We start from the raw sequence: 19074 nt of genomic DNA, 5'->3' as shown, positions 1-19074 counted from the left end.
CAGCCCAAGCACCGGAGCTTATCCGGCCAAAAATAAGAGGAGAATCGCATGTCACAATTACAAAAAAACCAGGAAGCGCCTTTTTTTAGATCCGCCAATCAAGACAATACATTGATCTATCTGTCCGATTACCAAGACGAGAAAAATGTCGTGTTGTACTTCTACCCCAAAGACGACACCCCAGGCTGCACCATCGAAGCCAATGACTTTACCGCGCTGGCCGGCGAATTCGACGCCCAGGACACCGTGATCATCGGCGTGAGCAAGGACGATTGCCAAAGCCATAAAGACTTCATCGCCAAATACGGCCTGAACGTGCAACTGCTGGCCGACACTTCCGGCGATGTCTGCGAGGCTTACGGCGTCTGGCAGGAAGTGGAAAAAGACGGCGTGAAAAAATGGAAAATCGTCCGTTCGACCTTCATCATCGGTAAAGACGGCAAACTGATCGAAGCCATGTATGGCGTCAACCATGAGGGGCATGCGCAGGCAGTGTTGGATATTATCAAAGGACTGAACGCGCCGGCTGCGGCATAAAAGATGACTAGGTCGGGTTTAAGGTTATGGCCTAACCCGACCTACATGATTTATCTGATTTAGCGGCGTAGGGTGCGATGAGTTTACCAACCGCACCGATTGCGAAGGATCTTAGAGTAAAGAAATTCGTTTAATTATTTAACGCATCGACGAGCTACTTTACAATTCATAATAATTTCAATTGAGCAAGCGCTAGATTGATACAGCGTCAAATTATTCATTGTATTGACTTTGAAGACCTAGAATGCGACTCTATAGCCACCCATTTTGGGCGCTATAAAAAATAGTGTTTTTCGCTTTTCTTATACCAATAATCAATTAGGACAATCTTATGAAATTTATTTCAGTAATGTCTGTGCGTTACATTACTATGGTCAGTATATTGTTTGCAGGCATGCATGATGCCACGGCATCTACTGCCACTGCCGGCGATTATCTGACCAGCCAAAACTATATTATTGATGCAGCAAATAGTACTGTTACTTACAATCCCGGCACATTAAGTTTCGATTCAAGTGGCGCAGGTGGATTCTCTCCATCAGTCACGCATAATGTATCTGGGACATTCACTTTAAATTTCAATCATTTTTCTTGGAGTAACCCTAGCGATTGGGCACAGATATCCAACGCCGTGATCATCGCGAACGGTCTTCCTGCGGAGTTCAATTTGCCGCGCTTTTATAGCGAGCTTACAACCCCAATCCAATTTTCAGGAAGTGATACTCCCTGTGCTGGTCCTAAAACAGCTGACACGTATTGTAGCGGCTTTCAAAATGGACCAAGCTCAACCTTATCTGGACAAATACAAGACGGAAAAATAACCTTAAGTGGCTATCAACCAAATGCTACCTACTACTGGGGAGGTGGTTACACCTATAGCATCGTAGCTACAGTAGTGCCAGCCCCGGCAGCTTTTTGGCTATTCGCTTCGGCGTTAGGTTTTTTTGGAATACTGAAAAGAACTAAAAGATAAACTTTAGGTGGGCAAAACATCGCTGCCCACCCTATTTTGACTCTCGGTTTTACTCAATTAAACCACCTCATCCGGCAAAAACCCACCAGCCTGCATGGTCCACAGCCGATAATAAAAGCCCTGCTTGTCCAACAACTCTTGATGACTGCCGTCCTCTACGACACGGCCTTGATCGAAGACCAGCACCCGGTCCAGATGAGCAATGGTGGACAGGCGGTGGGCGATGGCGATGACGGTTTTGCGGCCCATGACCCGCTCCAGGTTTTCCTGAATGGTTTTTTCGGTGACGGAATCCAGGCTGGAGGTGGCCTCGTCCAGGATCAGAATGGGCGCGTCTTTCAGCATCACCCTGGCGATGGCGATGCGCTGGCGTTGGCCGCCTGACAGTTTGACGCCGCGCTCGCCGACCAGGGATTCATAGCCTTCCGGCATCGCCGCGATAAACTCTTCGGAGTGGGCGAGTCTGGCGGCGAAACTGATTTGCGCGTCGTCGGCGTCCAGTTTGCCGTAGCCGATATTTTCCTTCAGGCTGCGGTGAAACAGGCTGGGATCTTGCGGTATCAGGCTGATTTGCGCATGCAAGGAATCCTGAGTCGCCAACAAAATATCCTGCCCATCGACCAGGATTTGCCCGGCTTGCGACTCGAAATTACGCAGGATCAAGTTCACAAAAGTGGATTTACCGGAGCCGGAGAAGCCGACCAAGCCCACCCGCTGCCCCGGCTCGATCACCACATTCAAGCCATCGAACACCTGCCGGCCCGGCTCGTAGCTAAAGCAAACATCTTTAAACTCGATGCGGCCCTGGCTGATATGCAGAGGTTTGGCATCCGGCAGGTCGATGATTTCGTGGCTTTGGATGATGGTGTCCACGCCGTTGGCGACGTTGCCGACGTACTCGAAAAACTCCAGAAAACGCCGGCTCAAATTGCGGGCGTCGCCGATCACCAAAATCGCCAAGCCGGTACTCATCGCAAACGCGCCGACGCTGATTTCGCCGGCTTGCCACAATTGCAAGGCATAGCCGATGGTGCCGATTTTTAAAATGGCGGCGGCGGTAAATTGAAACCAGCGTACCCGCTCCATATACCAAAAGGTGCGGCGGGCGCTTTTTAATTCGGTATCCAAAAAGCCGTCCAGATATTCGCGTTCGTGCTGCAAACGGGCGAATAACTTGGCATTGAGGATATTGGTCACCGCATCAACGATCTTGCCGTTGACCATGCTGCGGGTCGCGGCAAAATCCTGCGCGTAAGGCTGACAGCGAGTCGCCAGCCAGTAGGAGATCAGCACATACATCAACACCCAGCCAGCCACGAACAAGCCCAAGCCTTGATGCACCCCTAGCAATAGCGTGACAGACACTGTAAAGGTGACGGCAATCGGCCAAAAATCGCAGATGATGGACCAGGTGGTGTGATTGACGCTCATCGCGGTTTCGCTGATGCGATGCGCCAGCGCGCCGGCGAAATGGTTGCCAAAGTAGCGCGGCGCGTGGTTTTGCAGATAAGCAAACAAAGACCGCGCTGTACCTTGCCGCAGGCGCGGGCCCATGATAATCAGCACCGCACCGCTGCTGCGGCTGAAAATAATCTCGGCCAGATTCAGGCCGGCGAGCAGCAGCAAGGGTTGCTTGAAAGTCTCCAGCCAATCGCCCACTGGCACGGGCTGGTTGGCAACCGCGTCCATCAAGGCTTTGATCGCATATGGCACCAGAATGCTGCCGGCAGCCTGGCCGGTTTCCAGTATCAACATCAACAGTAACAGCCAGCGAAACGGCTTTAAACAGAACAGAATAAAACGCCAGGGGTTGGCAGGTAACGGCGGTGCATCCGCGGCGCGGCGGAGACCTTCCTTGGAGGGCGATTTGGACATGATGGCGTCAAGTAAGAAAGCTGCCGGCCATTATAGCCAATTGCCCGGTGACCGAGCCGTTGATGAACGGGCCAGGTAGAGCAGAGTTACATCAGTAACGAATTCGGTACCACCACATGCCGACCATTTCGTGGGCCAGCAAAAAGCTGTTAGACCAAGCGGTCGGCGATGGCAACCAATCCAGCCAGCGGGATTCGCCTGCGTGGCCGATAAAGGCCGTCGGCGCGGGCAATACCTCAAAACCGGCTTTGCGAAACTCCAAAGCAGCGCGCGGCATATGGTAGGCCTGGGTGACCAGCACAATCTTATTGATGCCAAATTCCTTTAATACCTTGCGGCTAAAGCGGGCGTTTTCGGCAGTATTGCTGCTATAGCGTTCCTGCCAGGCTACCGGGGTTTTAAACTCGCTATCCAGGGTTTGCGCCATCAGTTCCGCTTCGGAAAAATCTTCCGGGTCCAGCGTACCGCCTCCTGAAACCAGAATTGGCAGTCCCAATTCCCAGGCTAGTTTGGCGGCATAGCGCACACGCAGCAAGGTTCTGACATGTAAAGTAACCTGCTCGGGATATTCCAGCGCCGAGTATTCAATGCCGCCGCCTATCACCACCAATGCTTGCGGTTTGAACTGCTGCGCTGCGTCTGCAGACAGTGGCGGAACCCGTTCCCACAGCATGGCCCAGTGCTTAACCACAATCGGCAAACTCAATAACCACAACAGTGTCAGACAGACTATCGCCATGTTCTTTCCCCGTGTACGCTTGCCCAAAAGCAAGCCGGCCAGCGCCAGCATCGCCAACGAGGTTGGCGGCAACAACAGTAGCTTTATGATGTAAATAGCGATGATGGACATTGGGTACGATCATCCTTGAGCAAATACAGCCAACGGCCATAGACCCGCGAAAGGGAGTGATGTAGAGAAGCAAGCCTGACCGAAGTCGAAGGGATTTTGCGTCTCTACAGGCTTAGTGCCCTTATATCGCCAATCTGGAGATACCCACCGCTTCCCGCAAAGTATTGATGAACGGCCGGGTAATGGCGCGGGCTTTCTCGGCGCCTTCCTGCAATTGCTGTTCGATATGCGCCGGCGCTTCCATTAAGGCTTCGTAACGCTCGCGGGCCGGGGCGATTTCGTCGTTGATTTTCTCGAACAACACCTGCTTCATCTCACCCCAGCCTATGCCTGCGGCGTAGCGTTGGCGGATTGCATCCTGCTCATGCTGGTTGGCAAACGCCTGGTAGATGCCAAACAAGGTGCAGCCTTCCGGGTCTTTCGGTTCGCCGGGTTCCAGGGAATTGGTTTTGATTTTGTTGATCAACTTACGCAGTTTCTTTTCCGGCTCGAACAACGGAATCGTGTTGTTATAGCTCTTACTCATCTTGCGACCATCCAGACCCAGCAAGGTGGCGGCATTGTCGTCCAGCACCGCCTCCGGCAACACGAAATGCTCGCCGTAGATATGGTTAAAGCGGCTGGCGATGTCGCGGGCCATTTCGATGTGCTGGATTTGATCTTTGCCCACCGGCACTTTGTTGGCGTTGAACATCAAAATATCCGCCGCCATCAGGATCGGATAGCTGAACAAGCCCATCGTGATGCCTTTGTCCGGATCGTTGCCCTCGGTTTCTTCGTTTTCGGCCACGGCTGCTTTATAAGCATGGGCGCGGTTCATCAAGCCCTTGGCGGTAACGCAAGTCAGCATCCAGGTCAGTTCCAGGATTTCCGGCACATCGGATTGCCGGTAAAACACCGCATTGGAGGTATCCAAACCCAGCGCCAGCCAGGTCGCGGCAATTTCCAGACTGGATTGCTTAACCCGTGCCGGTTCGTTGCATTTGATCAGCGCATGGTAATCGGCCAGAAAATAAAACGGTCTGACCTGCTCGTCTTTGCTGGCATTGATCGCCGGCCGAATCGCCCCGGCGTAATTGCCGAGATGCGGCGTGCCGGTGGTGGTGATACCGGTAAGGACAATGGATTTACTCATGCTGCTGCCTGCGCTGTCTGTAATGAAAAAGTGGCGGAATTTTACACAAATAGCCTGGGATAGTCAGGCAATAAAACCGCCGGACCAGCCGTTTGCCTATATGCCAACTGCGTCACAGCCAGCCCAAAAAATCGGTTAATTCGCGCGATATAGGCCACTATTTCCTAACCAGAGGCACGGTTTTTTATAGTAAACTCCTTGCGACTGATTTTTTACCCAACCACTGCCAATCCGAATCGGGGGAACCCAATGCTGAACCATGATGAAAAACGCGATTACATCCGCATGGATGTAGACTGTGACATTACCTACAAGCTGGCCGATTCCACTGAGGTCAAAACCGGCAAATGCACTACGCTAAGCGGCGCCGGCGTATCGTTTATTGCCGATCAGCCGTTCGACCTCGGTTTGGCCATGGAAGTCAGCATTATGCCCAAAACCCAAATCACGCCGCCAATGACGGCATTTATCGAAGTGGTACGCAGCGCCAAGCAAGGCGACGGCAGTTACGAAATAGCCGCCTCCATCAAAAGCATCAAAGGCAACTAAGGACAGCATCCGTTCCTCACAAGGACGTAGCACTCTATGTATATCATCACCAAAGAAGTTTATTTTTGCTACGGCCACCGGTTAATGAATCATCCGGGCAAGTGCCGCAACTTGCATGGTCACAGCGTCAAAGCCAGCATCTCGATCAAACAAAACAACCTCAACGAGCAAGGCATGGTCTGCGATTTTTCAGACGTAAAAGACTGTGTGGACGGCTTTATCAATAAAATCCTGGATCACAATTTTTTACTGCATAAAGACGACCCTATCATCCCGGCCCTGGTCGCCAACAACGAGCAGTTTTTGGCTATCGACGAACATCCGACCGCCGAAGTGTTGAGCAAGATGATCTATCAACACGTCAAACAACAAGGCTTTAATGTCGATCAAGTGGTGTTGTGGGAAACCGCCAGCGCCAACGCTTGCTACCGGGAAGATTGACCATGAGCCTGGTGCAACCGGTCAACACCGCACTTTGTCTGGAAAAGATCTGCGAATCCAATTATCAAAAGCTATTCAGGCTGATACCCAATCTGCGCGCCTTCGATAAAACCGCCGTGGGTCTGACGCAGAATAAACCGGCGCTGTATCTGGAAGTGCTGGAGTGTAACCCCTACACCTTGACTATCGAACTCAGCCATTGTTTTGACCAACAGCTGTCGGCACAAATTGTGCCGGCGGTGAAAATTCGGATTTATCTGGATGCGCAACTGGCGGAAGTGCTGCGCGACATCGACCGGCCGACGGTGGACAAGGTTTATCAAAATCCCGGCAGCCTGGTGGAAATCAGGAATTACAAATGGCGCTTAAACTATTTCCTGCAAAAGTGGCTGGATCATTGCCTAAAGACCGAATACCGCTTCAGCAACGGCAAGCTCAGCCAAGCTGCTGTTGTAAAGCCGCTCTAACGCAACGCAAAATCCCATAACTGTAAGTGCCGCCGAGCTGTTCGTAGACCGGCTTCAACGCATTGCGTTGTTCTTCCGGCAAACTTAACAACACCGCCTCGATTTCACTAACCTCTGCCGGCGACAAACTTAACACAGCGCCCAGCGCGACCAACCCTAATTCCAGACTTTTAGCCATGTGATTGTAAATAGTGTCTTCGCTCAGACTGCGTTGCTTCGCGACTTGCTCGACGCTATAACCCAATCTAAATAAATCCAGACTTTCCGCAACCGTATCGGTCGCAGACACCGCCGATTCGTCGTCGAACTCCGCCAACACTGCCAAAAATTCATCGCCATATAACTCCAGCTTACGCTGACCAATGCCGGACAGCATGCCCAGCTGTTGATGGTTGCGCGGCCGAGCATCGACCATTGCCATCAACGTCGCATCGTGAAAAATCACATAGGGCGGCACGTCCTGCTCGTCGGCCAATTCTTTACGTTTGGCCCGCAAAGCATTCCACAAAGCGCTGTCCGCTGCCCCGCCGGGCTGGCGTTTTTCGGACTTCTCGCGCCGGGTCTTGGCGATTTGCGCATCTTTCCGCAGCATCAAGGTTTGCTCGCCGCGCAACACCGGCCGGCAGGCATCGGTGAGTTTCAGGCTGCCGTGGCCTTCGAAATCAATTTCTACCAAAGACTTGGCCACCAATTGCCGAAATACCGAGCGCCATTGTTTTTCGTCCAGCGCTTTACCAATCCCAAACGTCGACTGCTTATCGTGACCGAATTGGCGCATCCGTTCGTCACTCTTGCCCAGCAACACATCAATCAAATAGGTCACGCCAAAGCGCTGGCCGGTGCGATAAATGCAGGACAAAGCCTGCTGGGCAGCAACGCTGCCATCCCAGGTTTCCACCGGTTCCAGACAGGTATCGCAATTGCCGCAGCCCTGTTCCAGCAGGTCGCCAAAGTAAGCCAACAAGGCCTGCCGCCGGCAGCTGACCATTTCGCACAAAGCCAGCATCGCGTCCAGCTTATGCAATTCAATGCGCTTGTGCGCCTCGTCGGCATTGGAGGTGCTAAGCATTTGTCGCAGGGTCAACACGTCCTGCAAACCATAAGCCATCCAGGCATTGGCCGGCAGACCGTCGCGGCCGGCGCGGCCGGTTTCCTGGTAATACGCTTCCACGCTTTTGGGTAAATCCAGATGCGCCACGAAACGCACGTTGGGTTTGTCGATGCCCATGCCAAAGGCAATGGTGGCGACAATGATGAGGCCGTCTTCCATCAAAAACTGATGCTGATTTTTCTGCCGATCCCGATGATCCATGCCAGCGTGATACGGCAGCGCTTTCAAGCCTTTGCCATTCAACCATTCGGCAGTTTCTTCGACTTTTTTGCGGGATAGGCAATAGACGATACCGGTATCGCCGGGGTGTTCGGAGCGGATAAAGGTCAGCAGTTGCTGGCGGGCATTGTCTTTCTGAATGATTCGATAGCGAATATTAGGCCGATCAAAGCCGCTAACAAACACCTGCGCTTGCTCCAGCGCCAAGCGCGTGATGATTTCCTGGCGGGTGCGTTCGTCGGCGGTGGCAGTTAAAGCAATGCGCGGTACTTTGGGGAATTGTTCATGCAACACCGACAATAGCAAATAATCGGCACGAAAATCGTGACCCCATTGCGACACGCAATGCGCTTCGTCGATAGCAAACAAAGCAATCTTACAGCGGGAAAACAGAGCCTGGGTTCTGGCGTTGGACAGCCGCTCCGGCGCGATGTAGAGCAAGTCCAGCTCACCGTTTTGCAGTTGCTGCTCGATCTCGCGAACTTGTTCCAAAGCCAGCGTGGAATTTAAATAGGCCGCCTTCACCCCTACCTGATGCAAGGCGCTGACCTGATCCTGCATCAACGCGATCAGCGGCGAAATCACGATGCCCACGCCGTCCATCACCAAGGCAGGAATCTGGTAGCACAAAGACTTGCCGCCACCGGTCGGCATTAGCACCAACACATCCTGGCCGCCGATCAACTGCTCGATAATCTGTTTCTGCTGGCCGCGAAAACTATCGTAGCCGAACACGCTACGCAGGGTTTGCAGGGCGGGGTTATTGGTCATAAATCATTCAGTGCTAAATCGATGTCTCGAAACGGTCTGGCAAAAAGTCACGCCGCTATTAGATCACAGATCAGTGCTACAACCTCAAGCTACCCACGCAAAACCCATTTAGCCACCAAACACCTTGAAATAGCAGCGAACACCCCCTATCTCGTCTATTCCACCGCACGCCAATTTAAATAAATCAAAAGCGAACCTATATAATGCCGTGCTTACCCAAGCCGCAGCAGGCACCCAAATCTTCTATGAACATGACTTACTGCCGACTACCTGATCGCCTCAAATACCTGATTGATAACGATCAACAATACTTATTAAAACAAGGTCTAAAAGGCATCGAGAAAGAGAGCCTGCGCATCACCGAGCACGGTGAGATCGCGCAAACCCCGCATCCCAAAGCCCTCGGCTCGGCGTTGACTCACCCTTATATCACTACCGACTACTCAGAAGCGCTGCTGGAATTTATCACCCCACCGTTTGCCGACATCAGACAAACCCTGGACTACATGCATCAACTCCACCAGTTCGTCTATCCGCACCTGGGCGAGGAAATGCTGCTGGCGACTAGCATGCCCTGCGGTATCGACGGCGACTTGAGCATTCCCATTGCCGAGTATGGCAGTTCAAACATCGGCAAGATGAAACATGTTTACCGCAAAGGCTTGTGGCACCGTTACGGCCGCACCATGCAAGCCATTGCCGGTATTCATTTCAATTATTCGGTGCCGGAAGACTTGTGGCCTGCGCTGCATCGGCAACGGGCCAGTGAGTCCAGCCTGGAAAGCTTTATCTCGGATGCCTATTTTGGCTTGATCCGTAATTTCCACCGCCAAGGCTGGCTGATTCTGTATCTGTTCGGCGCCTCGCCGGCTATTTGCAAAACCTTTTTCAAAAGCCGCCCGCAATTGATGGAGCAATTCAAGGAGTTCGACGAACATACCCTGTTCCACCCCTACGCCACCTCGCTGCGAATGAGCGACATCGGCTACAAGAGTAAAAATCAAGCGGGCTTGAAGATCGATTACAACTCGCTGGACGGTTACGTGGAGAGTCTGGGCGCCGCAATCAACACCCCGTATCCGGACTATGAAGCGATTGGTGTGAAAGTGAACGGCGAGTATCAACAGCTGAATGCCAACATCCTGCAAATCGAAAACGAGTTTTACAGCACCATGCGCCCCAAGCAGATCGCCAAGTCAGGCGAGAAGCCGACAGCGGCACTGAAACGGCGCGGCGTGCTGTACGTGGAAATGCGCTCGCTGGATTTGAATCTGTTAAATCCTATCGGTATTGACGAAAGTACCGCGCGCTTTGTTGAGGCGTTTTTGTTGTATTGCCTGTTGCAAGACAGCCCATTGCAAGAACCCGACGAATTTCAGGTAAACAACAGCAACCAATTACTGGTCGCCAATCAAGGCCGCAAACCTGGTTTACAGTTAAACCGCAACGGCGAAACCGTCACCCTGCAGCAATGGGCACACAGCATTTTGTACGCCATGCAACCGATTTGCGCGGTGCTAGATAGAGGCAGCCTGGACCGCCCTTATCAATTGGCCTTGCAACAGCAACTGGCGGTAGTCGACAACCCGGCATTGACGCCATCGGCGCGGATTCTGGCTTGCATGCGCGAAAACGGCCAGGAGTTTGGCTGCTTCGCCAGTAACACCTCGGCCTTACACAAGCATTATTTCAACGCCGAACCACTGGACGATGAAACGCAACGGCAGTTCGAGGACATGGCTGCCGCATCGTTGCAAAAACAAGCCGACATCGAAGCCAACGACAAGTTGGACTTTGACGAGTATTTATCCCGCTACTTTGCCCAGAGCTAAATCCATGACTGAATTCGACTTAAGCACCGCCCAAACCGAGTTGCAAGGCAAAAATCCGCGCACCATCTTAAAGGCCGCATTGGCTCAATTCGATAACATTGCCATCTCCTTCAGCGGTGCCGAAGACGTCGTGCTGATCGACATGGCCTTGCAGATCAGAAAAGACATTCAAGTGTTTTCGCTGGACACCGGCCGCCTACATCCGGAAACCTACCGCTTTATCGAACAAGTGCGTAAGCATTACGGCATTAGCATCGACATATTGAGTCCGGATCGCGAAGCGCTTGATGCCTTTGTGAAAGAAAAAGGCTTGTTTAGCTTCTACGAAGACAGCCACCAACAATGCTGCGGTATCCGTAAAGTGGAACCTTTAAAACGCAAGCTGGCGACGCTGGACGCTTGGATCACCGGCCAACGCAAAGACCAAAGCCTGGACACCCGGGGCGACATCCCGGAAGTACAATTGGATGCCGGCTTTTCCGGCCCCGGCAAACAGCTCATCAAATTCAACCCGCTGCTGAACTGGTCATCAGCGCAAGTATGGGATTACATCGAGGCGTATCAGGTGCCGTTTAACGAACTACACCAGCACGGCTACATCAGCATCGGCTGCGAGCCTTGCACCCGGCCGGTTTTACCGAATCAGCATGAACGCGCCGGGCGCTGGTGGTGGGAGGATGCGGCGAAGAAGGAATGTGGGTTGCATGGGGGGAATGTTAAGAAATAGACAAGATTGACTAAAGTTAAACTTTAAATCGAGTTATATGTCTTTAACCAGAGAACTTGCAAAGAAAAACAGTCTGATAAGAAAATTCTTTGCTGAGCACGAATTAAAAAGTGGATTACACGATTGTCTTAAATTATTACAAAGCGACACTCCTTTAATACTCCCGGAAACTCCTCATTCGTCAGCTATTGTTTATGCATGGATTGGTACGACTGTCGATTATTTAATTCGATATACTGCTAATGGAAATAAATTAAATATTGCTGCTACCATTGCCGCAGAAGTTGTGCAAAGATATAAACTAAAACCAAAAAGTTATCTTAATCAGCCACATGTTTACCATTCACAAAATTTATTCAAAATAGGTAAAAAAGGATTAGATGGCCGAAACGGGGCAAGTCAAACGGCAATTTATGCAGCGACCGCATTGTCTATTTTAGATCATTCGTATAGAGCATTTAGATTACCAGAAGTGTTTGAAACAGAGTTGATACCTGGTTTCACGCCAGAACAAAAAGAAATTATCAGAGCTACTGAAGGTAAAACCCTTAAGGAGAAAACAACAAACTATTTGATTGGTGAATTCGTAACTCAGCTTGGTGGTCATCAATATTTAAATGATCTCTCAAAAATAATCCAAATATTCATTGATGAGAAAAACAACCGCAACAGTGCCCTGTATCAATCTGAGTTTATAGTATTTAACCAAGCCCTGAAAAATTCTATCTATGTTGGCGGCGCCGACTTCGATTGCGTGATTAAAGTTGGAGAATATATAGTTCTTACGGAAATTAAAACTTCTATAAAAAAAATCACAACACTCCACTTATACCAGTTGATTAGTTATGCGCTGCTTCTCGATGAAAAAAATGATGGTTTTGAGATGAATTCAATTGGATTTTATCACTCTCGATCAGGTTCATTTCGCTATTTGCCGATTGATATTGTGATTGATGCAGTCTTGCCAGGCTTCCGGTCTCTTGAGCAATTAAGAGAGTATTTTTTAAGAAGAATTACGCCGGAATATCTTAAAAATCCAATTGCGTAGATACTCTGTTCAAAAGCAACAAATTTCATCATCTTTTACTCAGCGATGATCGATTCAGGGATGGCATAAAACCGTGTGTTATCGAACGGTTGATCGTGCGTCAACATGCCATGGATCGCATGCAGTAATTTACGCATGACGGCGCAGACGGCTTGCAAAGGTTTCTTGCCGTTGTCGATCAGGTGCTGGAAATACGCCCGCACATGCGGATCATGCTGTTTGGCGCTCAAAGCCGGCATATACAACGCGGAGCGAATATGCCGGTTGCCGGCCTTGGATAGCCGCATTTTCTTGTGTACGCTTTTGCCGGATTCAAACGCCTTGGGATCGAGTCCGGCAAATTTGACCCATTCGCGATGCGACAGATTGGGCGGCAATAACAGCAGCTCGCCCATCAAGGCAATGGTGCTGGTTTGGGCAATGCCCTTGATGCCGGTCAGTAATTCAAAAACCCGTTTGAGCGTCTGATGATCGTTGATCAAGTGCATCGCTTCGGCAGCCAGGGTATCGATGCGTTTTTCCAATTGACTGATCGCCAGCTTGGCATCGCGCAGCAAGGCCTTCGGAGTTTCCTCTGTCGCACTCAGCGCATGCAGATGATTTTTCGCGGCGGCTTTCTGACCGGTCAGTGCGTCGATACGGCGAGCATAGCCGCGCAAAGCCAGCGATTGATTCGAAGGACGAGTCCAGGCGACGAAATCCATACGCTCGACGTATTCGGCCAGGGTGTTGGCATCGACGGCGTCGGTTTTACTGTTTTTCATCAACACCTTGGCGAAGTTATGCGAGGCCTTGGGATTGACCACCATCACCGGAATACCGGCGTCATGCAGCGCAATCGCCAGATCGAAATGGTAAATGCCGGTGGCTTCCAGGCAGACCTTGATGCCGGATAATTTGATCAGTTTATTCACCAGACGAGTACGGCCGCTACGGGTATTGGCATATTTTTGCGGATCGAACGGCTTGCCGTTCTTGCGGATCACCAATACCAATTCATCGGCCCCCACATCCACGCCGGCAAACAGGCGAGAAGTGGATTGAGTGGCGGTGTTGACGGGGCTATTGGTCATAATCGTTTTTGAATACAGTTAAAGGGAAGTACACTATTCAACGGTTCCCGACCCTGCACATGCACCTACCATCCTTGTGTATGCAGGCGCTAAGCCTCGGATACTCCACGGTATGGGTGAATAGGGCGGGGGCCAATCTACTAGACAGGCTCTGGTAAACTACCAGTCCTCAGGGTGGGACGGCCTCCCAATGAACAATGACAGCTTAATCGGTTTTTCTGCGCCATCGGTTGTTAAAATTCATCATACAAGGGTGGGCACGGTTTTTTGTGCCCACGCGGGGTTCGGGTTTTGTGTCGCTATCGCGACGAGTTTTAAATGTCGGTTCTCGGACCGACAACCGAGATACTTTCTTTTGCGTCGCCAAAAGAAAGTATCCAAAGAAAAGGCGACCCGGATGCCGCTTGATTCCTGCGCTCCTCGCTTTTGAACGGGGTTGCCGAAAGGGGCTTCCTGCCCCTTCGTCAACGCGATGCATCCCTGCATCGCCCCTAACGGGCTTATCCGTTCAAAAGCTGCGGTGCTCGGCGCGGCATACGGGAGCAAACCCTTCGCCAGACGTAGGGTGGGCACGGTTTTTGTGCCCACGCGGTTTTGGAAACGCAGCCCAGCGCCCTCGTCATCCAATCGTAAATCTGCCTTCTCGCCATTCCTGTTAGAATCGCCGCACCACCCAACCAGGAGCGCCACCCATGAGCGACTTTTACAGCCCGCAGCACCGCCAATTGCAAGAACAGCACGACACCCTTAATCTAGCTGACAGATTGGAACAAATCATTGTTGAACAGCAGGTAAGCGAGCAGCATCAGCCATTTATCGAGAGCCGGGATTTTTTCTTTCTGACCACGATAGACCAGCGCGGTTACCCGACTTGCTCTTACAAGGGCGGCAATCCCGGCTTGGTGAAGGTGGTTAATCCGCTGGAACTGGCGTTTCCGAGTTACGACGGCAACGGCATGTTTTTGTCGATGGGCAATATCAACGGCAATTCTAAGATCGGCATGTTGTTTATCGACTTCGAAACGCCGCACCGGATTCGGGTGCATGGCGATGCCCGCATTGAAGCCAACGATCCGTTGCTGGTGGATTACCCTGGCGCGGAGCTGATCGTGCGGGTGGCGATTAGCGAGATATTCATCAACTGTCCGCGTTATATCCACCGGATGAGCCGGGTTGCCAGCTCGAAATGCGTGCCGCAAGCCGATCAAGACACTCCGTTACCGCAATGGAAGCGTATTGATGCGGTGCAGGATGTGTTGCCGGCTTGCGATAGTCACGTCGCGAAAAGTCTGGGCGGCATAATCACACCGGAAGAATACGGGGCGATGGTGTTGAGCGGTGATGCTTAGCTCATACCCCCTCCCCCAGAAAAATTACTAACCTCAACATACATTTAGAGACCCTCATGAGCGAAAGAATCATTATGCGTACCGGCGAAGCCCTGGTAGCGGGCGGCCCGGCCGGCACGGCAGCGGAACCGGAAATCATCATCGGCGAGCTGGACGGACCGGTTGGCACCGCGATTGCCACCTTAACCGGTGATCAGGTGCAAGGCCACACTCGGGTATTTGCGATTTTAAACACCGACATTCAAGTAAGGCCGGTGACCTTGATGGTGAGTAAAGTCACCGTCAAAAACAGCCGCTATACCAATATCTTGATGGGCACGGTACAGGCGGCGATTGCCAATGGCGTGCTGGATGCGGTGCGGGCCGGCGACATTCCCAAGGAAAAGGCCAACGATTTGGGGATTATTTGCTCGGTGTGGCTGAATCCCAGCGTTATCAAAGACGACAATCTGGATCATCAAATTTTGTTCAACATCCACCGCGAGGCCATGGCCAAAGCCATTCATAAAGCCATGACCAACACGCCGGACATCGATTGGTTGCTAGAAAACCAGGATAAAATTACCCACAAGTATTTCCAGATGGGTTTGGACGGCAAGATTTAATTGCCTGGGTTTCACGACAGTCAGAGACACAAGTGTTGTGTCTCTAGCTATTGTCTTAACTAAGCCTGCTCAACCAAGCGGATGCCCGCTTCTTCAATCACAATCCGCCGTTGTTTGTATAAACCGCCTATCGCTTGCTTGAAGACTTTTTTACTAACGCCAAAGGTATCGTAAATAATCTCCGGCGCGCTTTTATCGGTTAGCGCCACATAACCTCCGCGCTTTACTAGTACGGCCAGAATCTTCTCTGAAGTTGCATCAACTTTCTGACCATATTTTTCCTGACTTAAGATCAAATCCAGCTTATTGTCCGGACGCACTTTTTTGACGTAAGCGGTCAAGGCCTGGCCTTTTTGCAAAAGCTGAAAAGTCTCGTTTTTATACAACACACCCCAGTATTTATTGTCCACCACCGCTTTAAAGCCCAAATCGGTTTCATCGGCAATGATGATCTGCACCTCTTGTCCTTCTTTATAGTAAAACGCTTGGTCCTGAATAAAATCATCCAGCATCATCGTCGCAGCGATACGATTGTTTTCGTCTAAAAACAGGCGCACCAGGTAAGATCGGCCCTCGACGATCTTGCCCTTTTGTTCGCTGAACGGCAGCAACAAATCCTTGGGCAAGCCCCAAGCCAAAAACGCGCCGGCATGGCTGAGCGAAACACATTTTAACCAAGCCACTTGATCGACTTGGGCGAGTGGCGTTTGCAGAGTGGCGATGGTTTGATTCTTACCGTCGACGTAGACAAAAGCTGTTAGCGTATCACCCACCTTTAGATTGTCCGGTGCATCTTTATCCACCAGGGTAATTTCGCCAAGCTCCCCAGCATCCAATCCATACTGATTATCTCGTTGGCTAACGACGGTTAAAGTGTTGAATGTACCTAGTTCGATCATGGAAGGTTCCGCGGGTTGATTGGACATGAGCGTCGGCCCGCTAACAGGCCATACGCAGAGAATGGGAGGGCTATTATACAAACGAATCGACAAAACGGCAGGCCGGCTTATCCTTAAACGGCTGCGGCGGGCGAACCTTATTAAAGTAATTGCACTCACGCAAACAGTAAGTCAACACCCCATTCGGTCACCGCCGGTCTATAATGGACGGTTTTTTCGAGTCGATAAAATCTGCTTTTATCGAGCAAAAAGCCGATTATGAATCTACTACTGAAATACTTGTCCTCATGCTGGTTTCTGAACAATCCTTCAGATTTAGTCCCGCCCAGCTCCTTCATGTGGAAAAACGTGGCGTTCTATCTGATTTCCGGCATGATCGTGGAGGGTCTGATCTCCGATCCGGCGGACGGCACACTGGAGGTCTTGGGCCGTACCACCATGGCTTTCGGCTCCGTCGCGATTTTATTGCTAATGGAGAAAAAATGGGGCTGCTTCGGCCAGCTGTATACCTCAATTTTCGTCTGCGAAAATTTCATTATGACCTTAGCCGTCAGCGGAGAAGCTCTGGACTATTGGCTGGTACTCAATCATCACCCCTACCGCGAACAAATCGGCATCGGCATCGCGGTATTTTTAGTCACTTGGTATATCGCCATCGTCAGCTATATATTTCGCGCCTTCTTCCGCTACCCAACCACTATCAGCGTGATTTATGCGTTTAGTTATTTCGTGCTGACTTACGGTATACCTATGCTGTTGATGGACATCTAAAAACCGGGCTTACGGGCCGGATGACATGACGCCGCCCCGTGCTTTGCGTAGATTTCATCAGAACCTTATAAAAACCAGCGCTGTTTTCTGCATGATCCAGTGTATTTCTACCAAAAACCTATAAACTCATTTTTTGGAAAAATTTATAAAAATCATCCTTTCCTAGCTCGGCAACCTAGCAGTGCGCAAAATTAAGTACTCCTTGCGTATTCCGTTTAAACCGCCACTGATTCCGAGTTGAAAACCGCCAGTCGTTCCGATAACAAAGTCTCCACCGGTTCCGGTTCAAACCCTGTCAGATTTTGAATGCCTTGGATCGGCCAAAACCGGCCGGTGATGACGCCGACGGAATTTTTGATCCCTATCTGCAACGAATGTCGGCTTTCTGGCAAGCAACCTTGAGCTGTCTTCGGCTCGAGCCGGCCAAAACCGGCCACCGAAGATGCTGGCGGAATTTTCCATTCCTAAGTTCGGCGAATGGCGGCTTTTCGGCAAGCAAATCGACTTTATGACTGCGTCACTACGGCCATAACGAGACAATCGGAATATGCATAGCAATGGCAAGTGTACGCTTTAAAGGTATCCCCGGACACCGATAGTGGCACGGCGGAAGGCGCCCTTGAACTCATCGAGCAAATCGCCGAAAAATTAGAAAAGATGCGGCAGATTCAAGTCGAGCGTATCGACACCATGCAGGCTGATCTGAAGGCGTTTGCTGTTGAAGCACATCGACTCGCGCAAATCATTGCCGTTGAGCTCAAAGATCAGCCAGCCGAGCAAATTGCTCTCACATTAGCCAAACGTTTAGATCGAGCCCGCGAGTCTGTTGCGGAAAGTACCCGGCTCAACGAAGCCCTGCGTATTGCAAACAGCCAGGTATTGGAAGCCAAGGAATCCAGTCAAACCGCCATGGCGAGTTTGAAACCATTAATGGAAAAAGCGGGTGTCGACACAACGGTTTTGTTGAATGAAGCAATTGGTCGATCTGACGAGCAACGTCGCCTAAATGCCGAGATGGTAGAAGCTAAGGCCACTCTTCTCAATGGTGGAGATGGTCTGATACGGGAACAACTCGAAGCGGAGATTGATGCGGCTGACCTGATTCAGCTCGCCGCTGAACTTACACACATCAACGATGAGCTTTCTGATGCCGTGCAACAGCAAACAACGCTTTCGGCTGATCATGCAAACGCCTTACGGGCTTTGTCCGAAATCGGTGGATCAGACGCAGCAACACAAGCAGAGGCCCAACGCCAAGAAGCGCTTGCGCAAATGTCGGATACTGCGGAACGCTATGTAAAAGTTTTCACCGCCGGGCGCTTGCTGCGTTGGTCGATAGACCGCTATCGAGAAGAGAAGCAGGGGCCACTGTTGCAACGTGCGGGTGCGATCTTTTCGACATTAACGTCCGGATCGTTTAGCAAGCTGATTGTGGATTTTGAACGGGAGCCGATGGTGTTGGAAGGGCTGCGTTCCGATGGCAAGCTGGTCGGTATATCTGGTATGAGCGACGGCACACGAGACCAGCTTTATTTAGCACTTCGACTGGCGGCCCTGGAAATGCACCTGGAACAGGCCATGCCGTTGCCCTTCATAGCAGACGATCTATTTATCAACTACGATGATGTCCGGTCAAAAGCAGGGTTTAAAGCACTTAAGGCATTGTCAGAACAAACCCAAGTGATCTTCCTGAGCCACCACGATCACTTGATTCCGACGGTTCAAGAGGTGTTTGGCAAGCAAGTGAATGTTGTGCTTTTGTGATCCGTGCGAGGCTGTAAATGATCAACTTGGGAAGTTGGGCGCATATTTCTCCTCAAATCAGCCACCCATTCCGGTGTA

Annotated in this window: 18 protein-coding genes; 12 read left to right on the top strand and 6 right to left on the bottom strand. The window is 51.1% G+C overall.

The features are described from left to right. Positions 1-48 precede the first annotated feature (48 nt). Both EBA_RS04835 and EBA_RS04830 read left to right on the top strand, forming a co-directional pair. Positions 49-537 (top strand): peroxiredoxin, encoded by a 489-nt coding sequence (locus tag EBA_RS04835; RefSeq protein ID WP_192373604.1) that lies wholly within the window; start codon positions 49-51, stop codon positions 535-537. Between the two features lie 331 nt (positions 538-868). Then, positions 869-1510 (top strand): hypothetical protein, encoded by a 642-nt coding sequence (locus tag EBA_RS04830; protein ID WP_192373603.1) that lies wholly within the window; start codon positions 869-871, stop codon positions 1508-1510. A gap of 57 nt (positions 1511-1567) precedes the next feature. Here EBA_RS04830 and EBA_RS04825 read toward each other — a convergent pair whose 3' ends face one another. From EBA_RS04825 to EBA_RS04815, 3 genes are all read right to left on the bottom strand, one after another. Next, on the bottom strand, positions 1568-3385 hold the full coding sequence (locus tag EBA_RS04825; protein ID WP_192373602.1) for an ABC transporter ATP-binding protein: 1818 nt from the start codon (positions 3383-3385) through the stop codon (positions 1568-1570). Between the two features lie 91 nt (positions 3386-3476). Continuing rightward, complete coding sequence (locus tag EBA_RS04820) at positions 3477-4235, bottom strand: YdcF family protein (protein WP_192373601.1); 759 nt, start codon at positions 4233-4235, stop codon at positions 3477-3479. A 121-nt stretch (positions 4236-4356) separates the two neighbouring features. Continuing rightward, a complete protein-coding gene (locus EBA_RS04815; protein WP_192373600.1) occupies positions 4357-5370 on the bottom strand; it encodes a tryptophan--tRNA ligase in 1014 nt (337 codons plus the stop codon). 249 nt (positions 5371-5619) lie between these two features. Between EBA_RS04815 and EBA_RS04810 the strand changes: the two genes are divergently transcribed. Genes EBA_RS04810 through EBA_RS04800 form a run of 3 tightly spaced genes read left to right on the top strand, consistent with a single transcriptional unit; the run spans position 5620 to position 6827 of the window. Then, the gene (locus tag EBA_RS04810) at positions 5620-5919 is read left to right on the top strand and encodes a PilZ domain-containing protein (RefSeq protein ID WP_192373599.1); all 300 of its coding nucleotides are present in this window, start codon (positions 5620-5622) and stop codon (positions 5917-5919) included. 36 nt (positions 5920-5955) lie between these two features. Next, positions 5956-6360, top strand: a complete 405-nt coding sequence (locus tag EBA_RS04805) for a 6-pyruvoyl trahydropterin synthase family protein (RefSeq protein ID WP_192373598.1) — start codon at positions 5956-5958, stop codon at positions 6358-6360. Positions 6361-6362: 2 nt separating this feature from the next. After that, on the top strand, positions 6363-6827 hold the full coding sequence (locus tag EBA_RS04800; RefSeq protein WP_192373597.1) for a DUF1249 domain-containing protein: 465 nt from the start codon (positions 6363-6365) through the stop codon (positions 6825-6827). On the opposite strand, the gene recQ is transcribed toward EBA_RS04800, so the two are convergent. Next, entirely contained in the window at positions 6796-8928 is a 2133-nt protein-coding gene (gene recQ, locus EBA_RS04795) for a DNA helicase RecQ (protein WP_192373596.1), read from the bottom strand. The two genes, EBA_RS04800 and recQ, sit on opposite strands and share 32 nt — an antisense overlap. A 245-nt stretch (positions 8929-9173) precedes the next feature. On the opposite strand from recQ, the gene gshA reads away from it, so the two are divergent. From gshA to EBA_RS04780, 3 genes are read left to right on the top strand one after another with little or no spacing between them, the layout of a single operon-like run. After that, positions 9174-10760: a glutamate--cysteine ligase gene (gene gshA, locus EBA_RS04790; protein WP_192373595.1), complete on the top strand. Its 1587-nt coding sequence runs from the start codon at positions 9174-9176 to the stop codon at positions 10758-10760. Positions 10761-10764: 4 nt separating this feature from the next. Continuing rightward, a complete protein-coding gene (locus EBA_RS04785; protein ID WP_192373594.1) occupies positions 10765-11487 on the top strand; it encodes a phosphoadenylyl-sulfate reductase in 723 nt (240 codons plus the stop codon). A 37-nt stretch (positions 11488-11524) separates the two neighbouring features. Then, positions 11525-12535, top strand: a complete 1011-nt coding sequence (locus EBA_RS04780) for a hypothetical protein (protein ID WP_192373593.1) — start codon at positions 11525-11527, stop codon at positions 12533-12535. A gap of 35 nt (positions 12536-12570) precedes the next feature. On the opposite strand, the gene EBA_RS04775 is transcribed toward EBA_RS04780, so the two are convergent. Beyond that, complete coding sequence (locus EBA_RS04775) at positions 12571-13608, bottom strand: IS110 family RNA-guided transposase (protein WP_192373592.1); 1038 nt, start codon at positions 13606-13608, stop codon at positions 12571-12573. A gap of 692 nt (positions 13609-14300) precedes the next feature. Here EBA_RS04775 and EBA_RS04770 point away from each other — a divergent pair. Further along, positions 14301-14957: a pyridoxamine 5'-phosphate oxidase family protein gene (locus tag EBA_RS04770; RefSeq protein WP_192373591.1), complete on the top strand. Its 657-nt coding sequence runs from the start codon at positions 14301-14303 to the stop codon at positions 14955-14957. A 56-nt stretch (positions 14958-15013) separates the two neighbouring features. Further along, positions 15014-15562, top strand: coding sequence for a formaldehyde-activating enzyme (fae, locus tag EBA_RS04765; RefSeq protein ID WP_192373590.1), 549 nt, complete (start codon positions 15014-15016; stop codon positions 15560-15562). Between the two features lie 59 nt (positions 15563-15621). On the opposite strand, the gene EBA_RS04760 is transcribed toward fae, so the two are convergent. Continuing rightward, positions 15622-16488: a CvfB family protein gene (locus EBA_RS04760; protein WP_324615332.1), complete on the bottom strand. Its 867-nt coding sequence runs from the start codon at positions 16486-16488 to the stop codon at positions 15622-15624. 231 nt (positions 16489-16719) lie between these two features. Here EBA_RS04760 and EBA_RS04755 point away from each other — a divergent pair, with 231 nt between their 5' ends. Together EBA_RS04755 and EBA_RS04750 are read left to right on the top strand one after the other, a co-directional pair. Next, the gene (locus tag EBA_RS04755) at positions 16720-17232 is read left to right on the top strand and encodes a hypothetical protein (RefSeq protein WP_225615911.1); all 513 of its coding nucleotides are present in this window, start codon (positions 16720-16722) and stop codon (positions 17230-17232) included. 564 nt (positions 17233-17796) lie between these two features. Then, entirely contained in the window at positions 17797-18996 is a 1200-nt protein-coding gene (locus EBA_RS04750) for an ATP-binding protein (RefSeq protein WP_225615909.1), read from the top strand. Positions 18997-19074 lie beyond the last annotated feature (78 nt).

Origin of the sequence: Methylomonas albis (genome assembly GCF_014850955.1) — a bacterium.
Classification (GTDB): domain Bacteria; phylum Pseudomonadota; class Gammaproteobacteria; order Methylococcales; family Methylomonadaceae; genus Methylomonas; species Methylomonas albis.
Note: the sequence above shows the minus strand (reverse complement) of the source record. Positions and strands in the feature narration are given on the sequence as shown.

What these genes read in the sequence shown, in the direction of transcription:
- EBA_RS04800 (WP_192373597.1), top strand. Translation starts at nt 6,363, where the DNA reads ATGAGCCTGGTGCAACCGGTCAACACCGCACTTTGTCTGGAAAAGATC.
- EBA_RS04755 (WP_225615911.1), top strand. Translation starts at nt 16,720, where the DNA reads ATGAATCTACTACTGAAATACTTGTCCTCATGCTGGTTTCTGAACAAT.
- EBA_RS04810 (WP_192373599.1), top strand. Translation starts at nt 5,620, where the DNA reads ATGCTGAACCATGATGAAAAACGCGATTACATCCGCATGGATGTAGAC.
- EBA_RS04815 (WP_192373600.1), bottom strand. Translation starts at nt 5,370, where the DNA reads ATGAGTAAATCCATTGTCCTTACCGGTATCACCACCACCGGCACGCCG.
- EBA_RS04825 (WP_192373602.1), bottom strand. Translation starts at nt 3,385, where the DNA reads ATGTCCAAATCGCCCTCCAAGGAAGGTCTCCGCCGCGCCGCGGATGCA.
- EBA_RS04830 (WP_192373603.1), top strand. Translation starts at nt 869, where the DNA reads ATGAAATTTATTTCAGTAATGTCTGTGCGTTACATTACTATGGTCAGT.
- EBA_RS04775 (WP_192373592.1), bottom strand. Translation starts at nt 13,608, where the DNA reads ATGACCAATAGCCCCGTCAACACCGCCACTCAATCCACTTCTCGCCTG.
- EBA_RS04770 (WP_192373591.1), top strand. Translation starts at nt 14,301, where the DNA reads ATGAGCGACTTTTACAGCCCGCAGCACCGCCAATTGCAAGAACAGCAC.
- EBA_RS04780 (WP_192373593.1), top strand. Translation starts at nt 11,525, where the DNA reads ATGTCTTTAACCAGAGAACTTGCAAAGAAAAACAGTCTGATAAGAAAA.
- EBA_RS04760 (WP_324615332.1), bottom strand. Translation starts at nt 16,488, where the DNA reads ATGTCCAATCAACCCGCGGAACCTTCCATGATCGAACTAGGTACATTC.
- EBA_RS04805 (WP_192373598.1), top strand. Translation starts at nt 5,956, where the DNA reads ATGTATATCATCACCAAAGAAGTTTATTTTTGCTACGGCCACCGGTTA.
- EBA_RS04820 (WP_192373601.1), bottom strand. Translation starts at nt 4,235, where the DNA reads ATGTCCATCATCGCTATTTACATCATAAAGCTACTGTTGTTGCCGCCA.
- EBA_RS04835 (WP_192373604.1), top strand. Translation starts at nt 49, where the DNA reads ATGTCACAATTACAAAAAAACCAGGAAGCGCCTTTTTTTAGATCCGCC.
- gshA (WP_192373595.1), top strand. Translation starts at nt 9,174, where the DNA reads ATGAACATGACTTACTGCCGACTACCTGATCGCCTCAAATACCTGATT.
- recQ (WP_192373596.1), bottom strand. Translation starts at nt 8,928, where the DNA reads ATGACCAATAACCCCGCCCTGCAAACCCTGCGTAGCGTGTTCGGCTAC.
- EBA_RS04785 (WP_192373594.1), top strand. Translation starts at nt 10,765, where the DNA reads ATGACTGAATTCGACTTAAGCACCGCCCAAACCGAGTTGCAAGGCAAA.
- fae (WP_192373590.1), top strand. Translation starts at nt 15,014, where the DNA reads ATGAGCGAAAGAATCATTATGCGTACCGGCGAAGCCCTGGTAGCGGGC.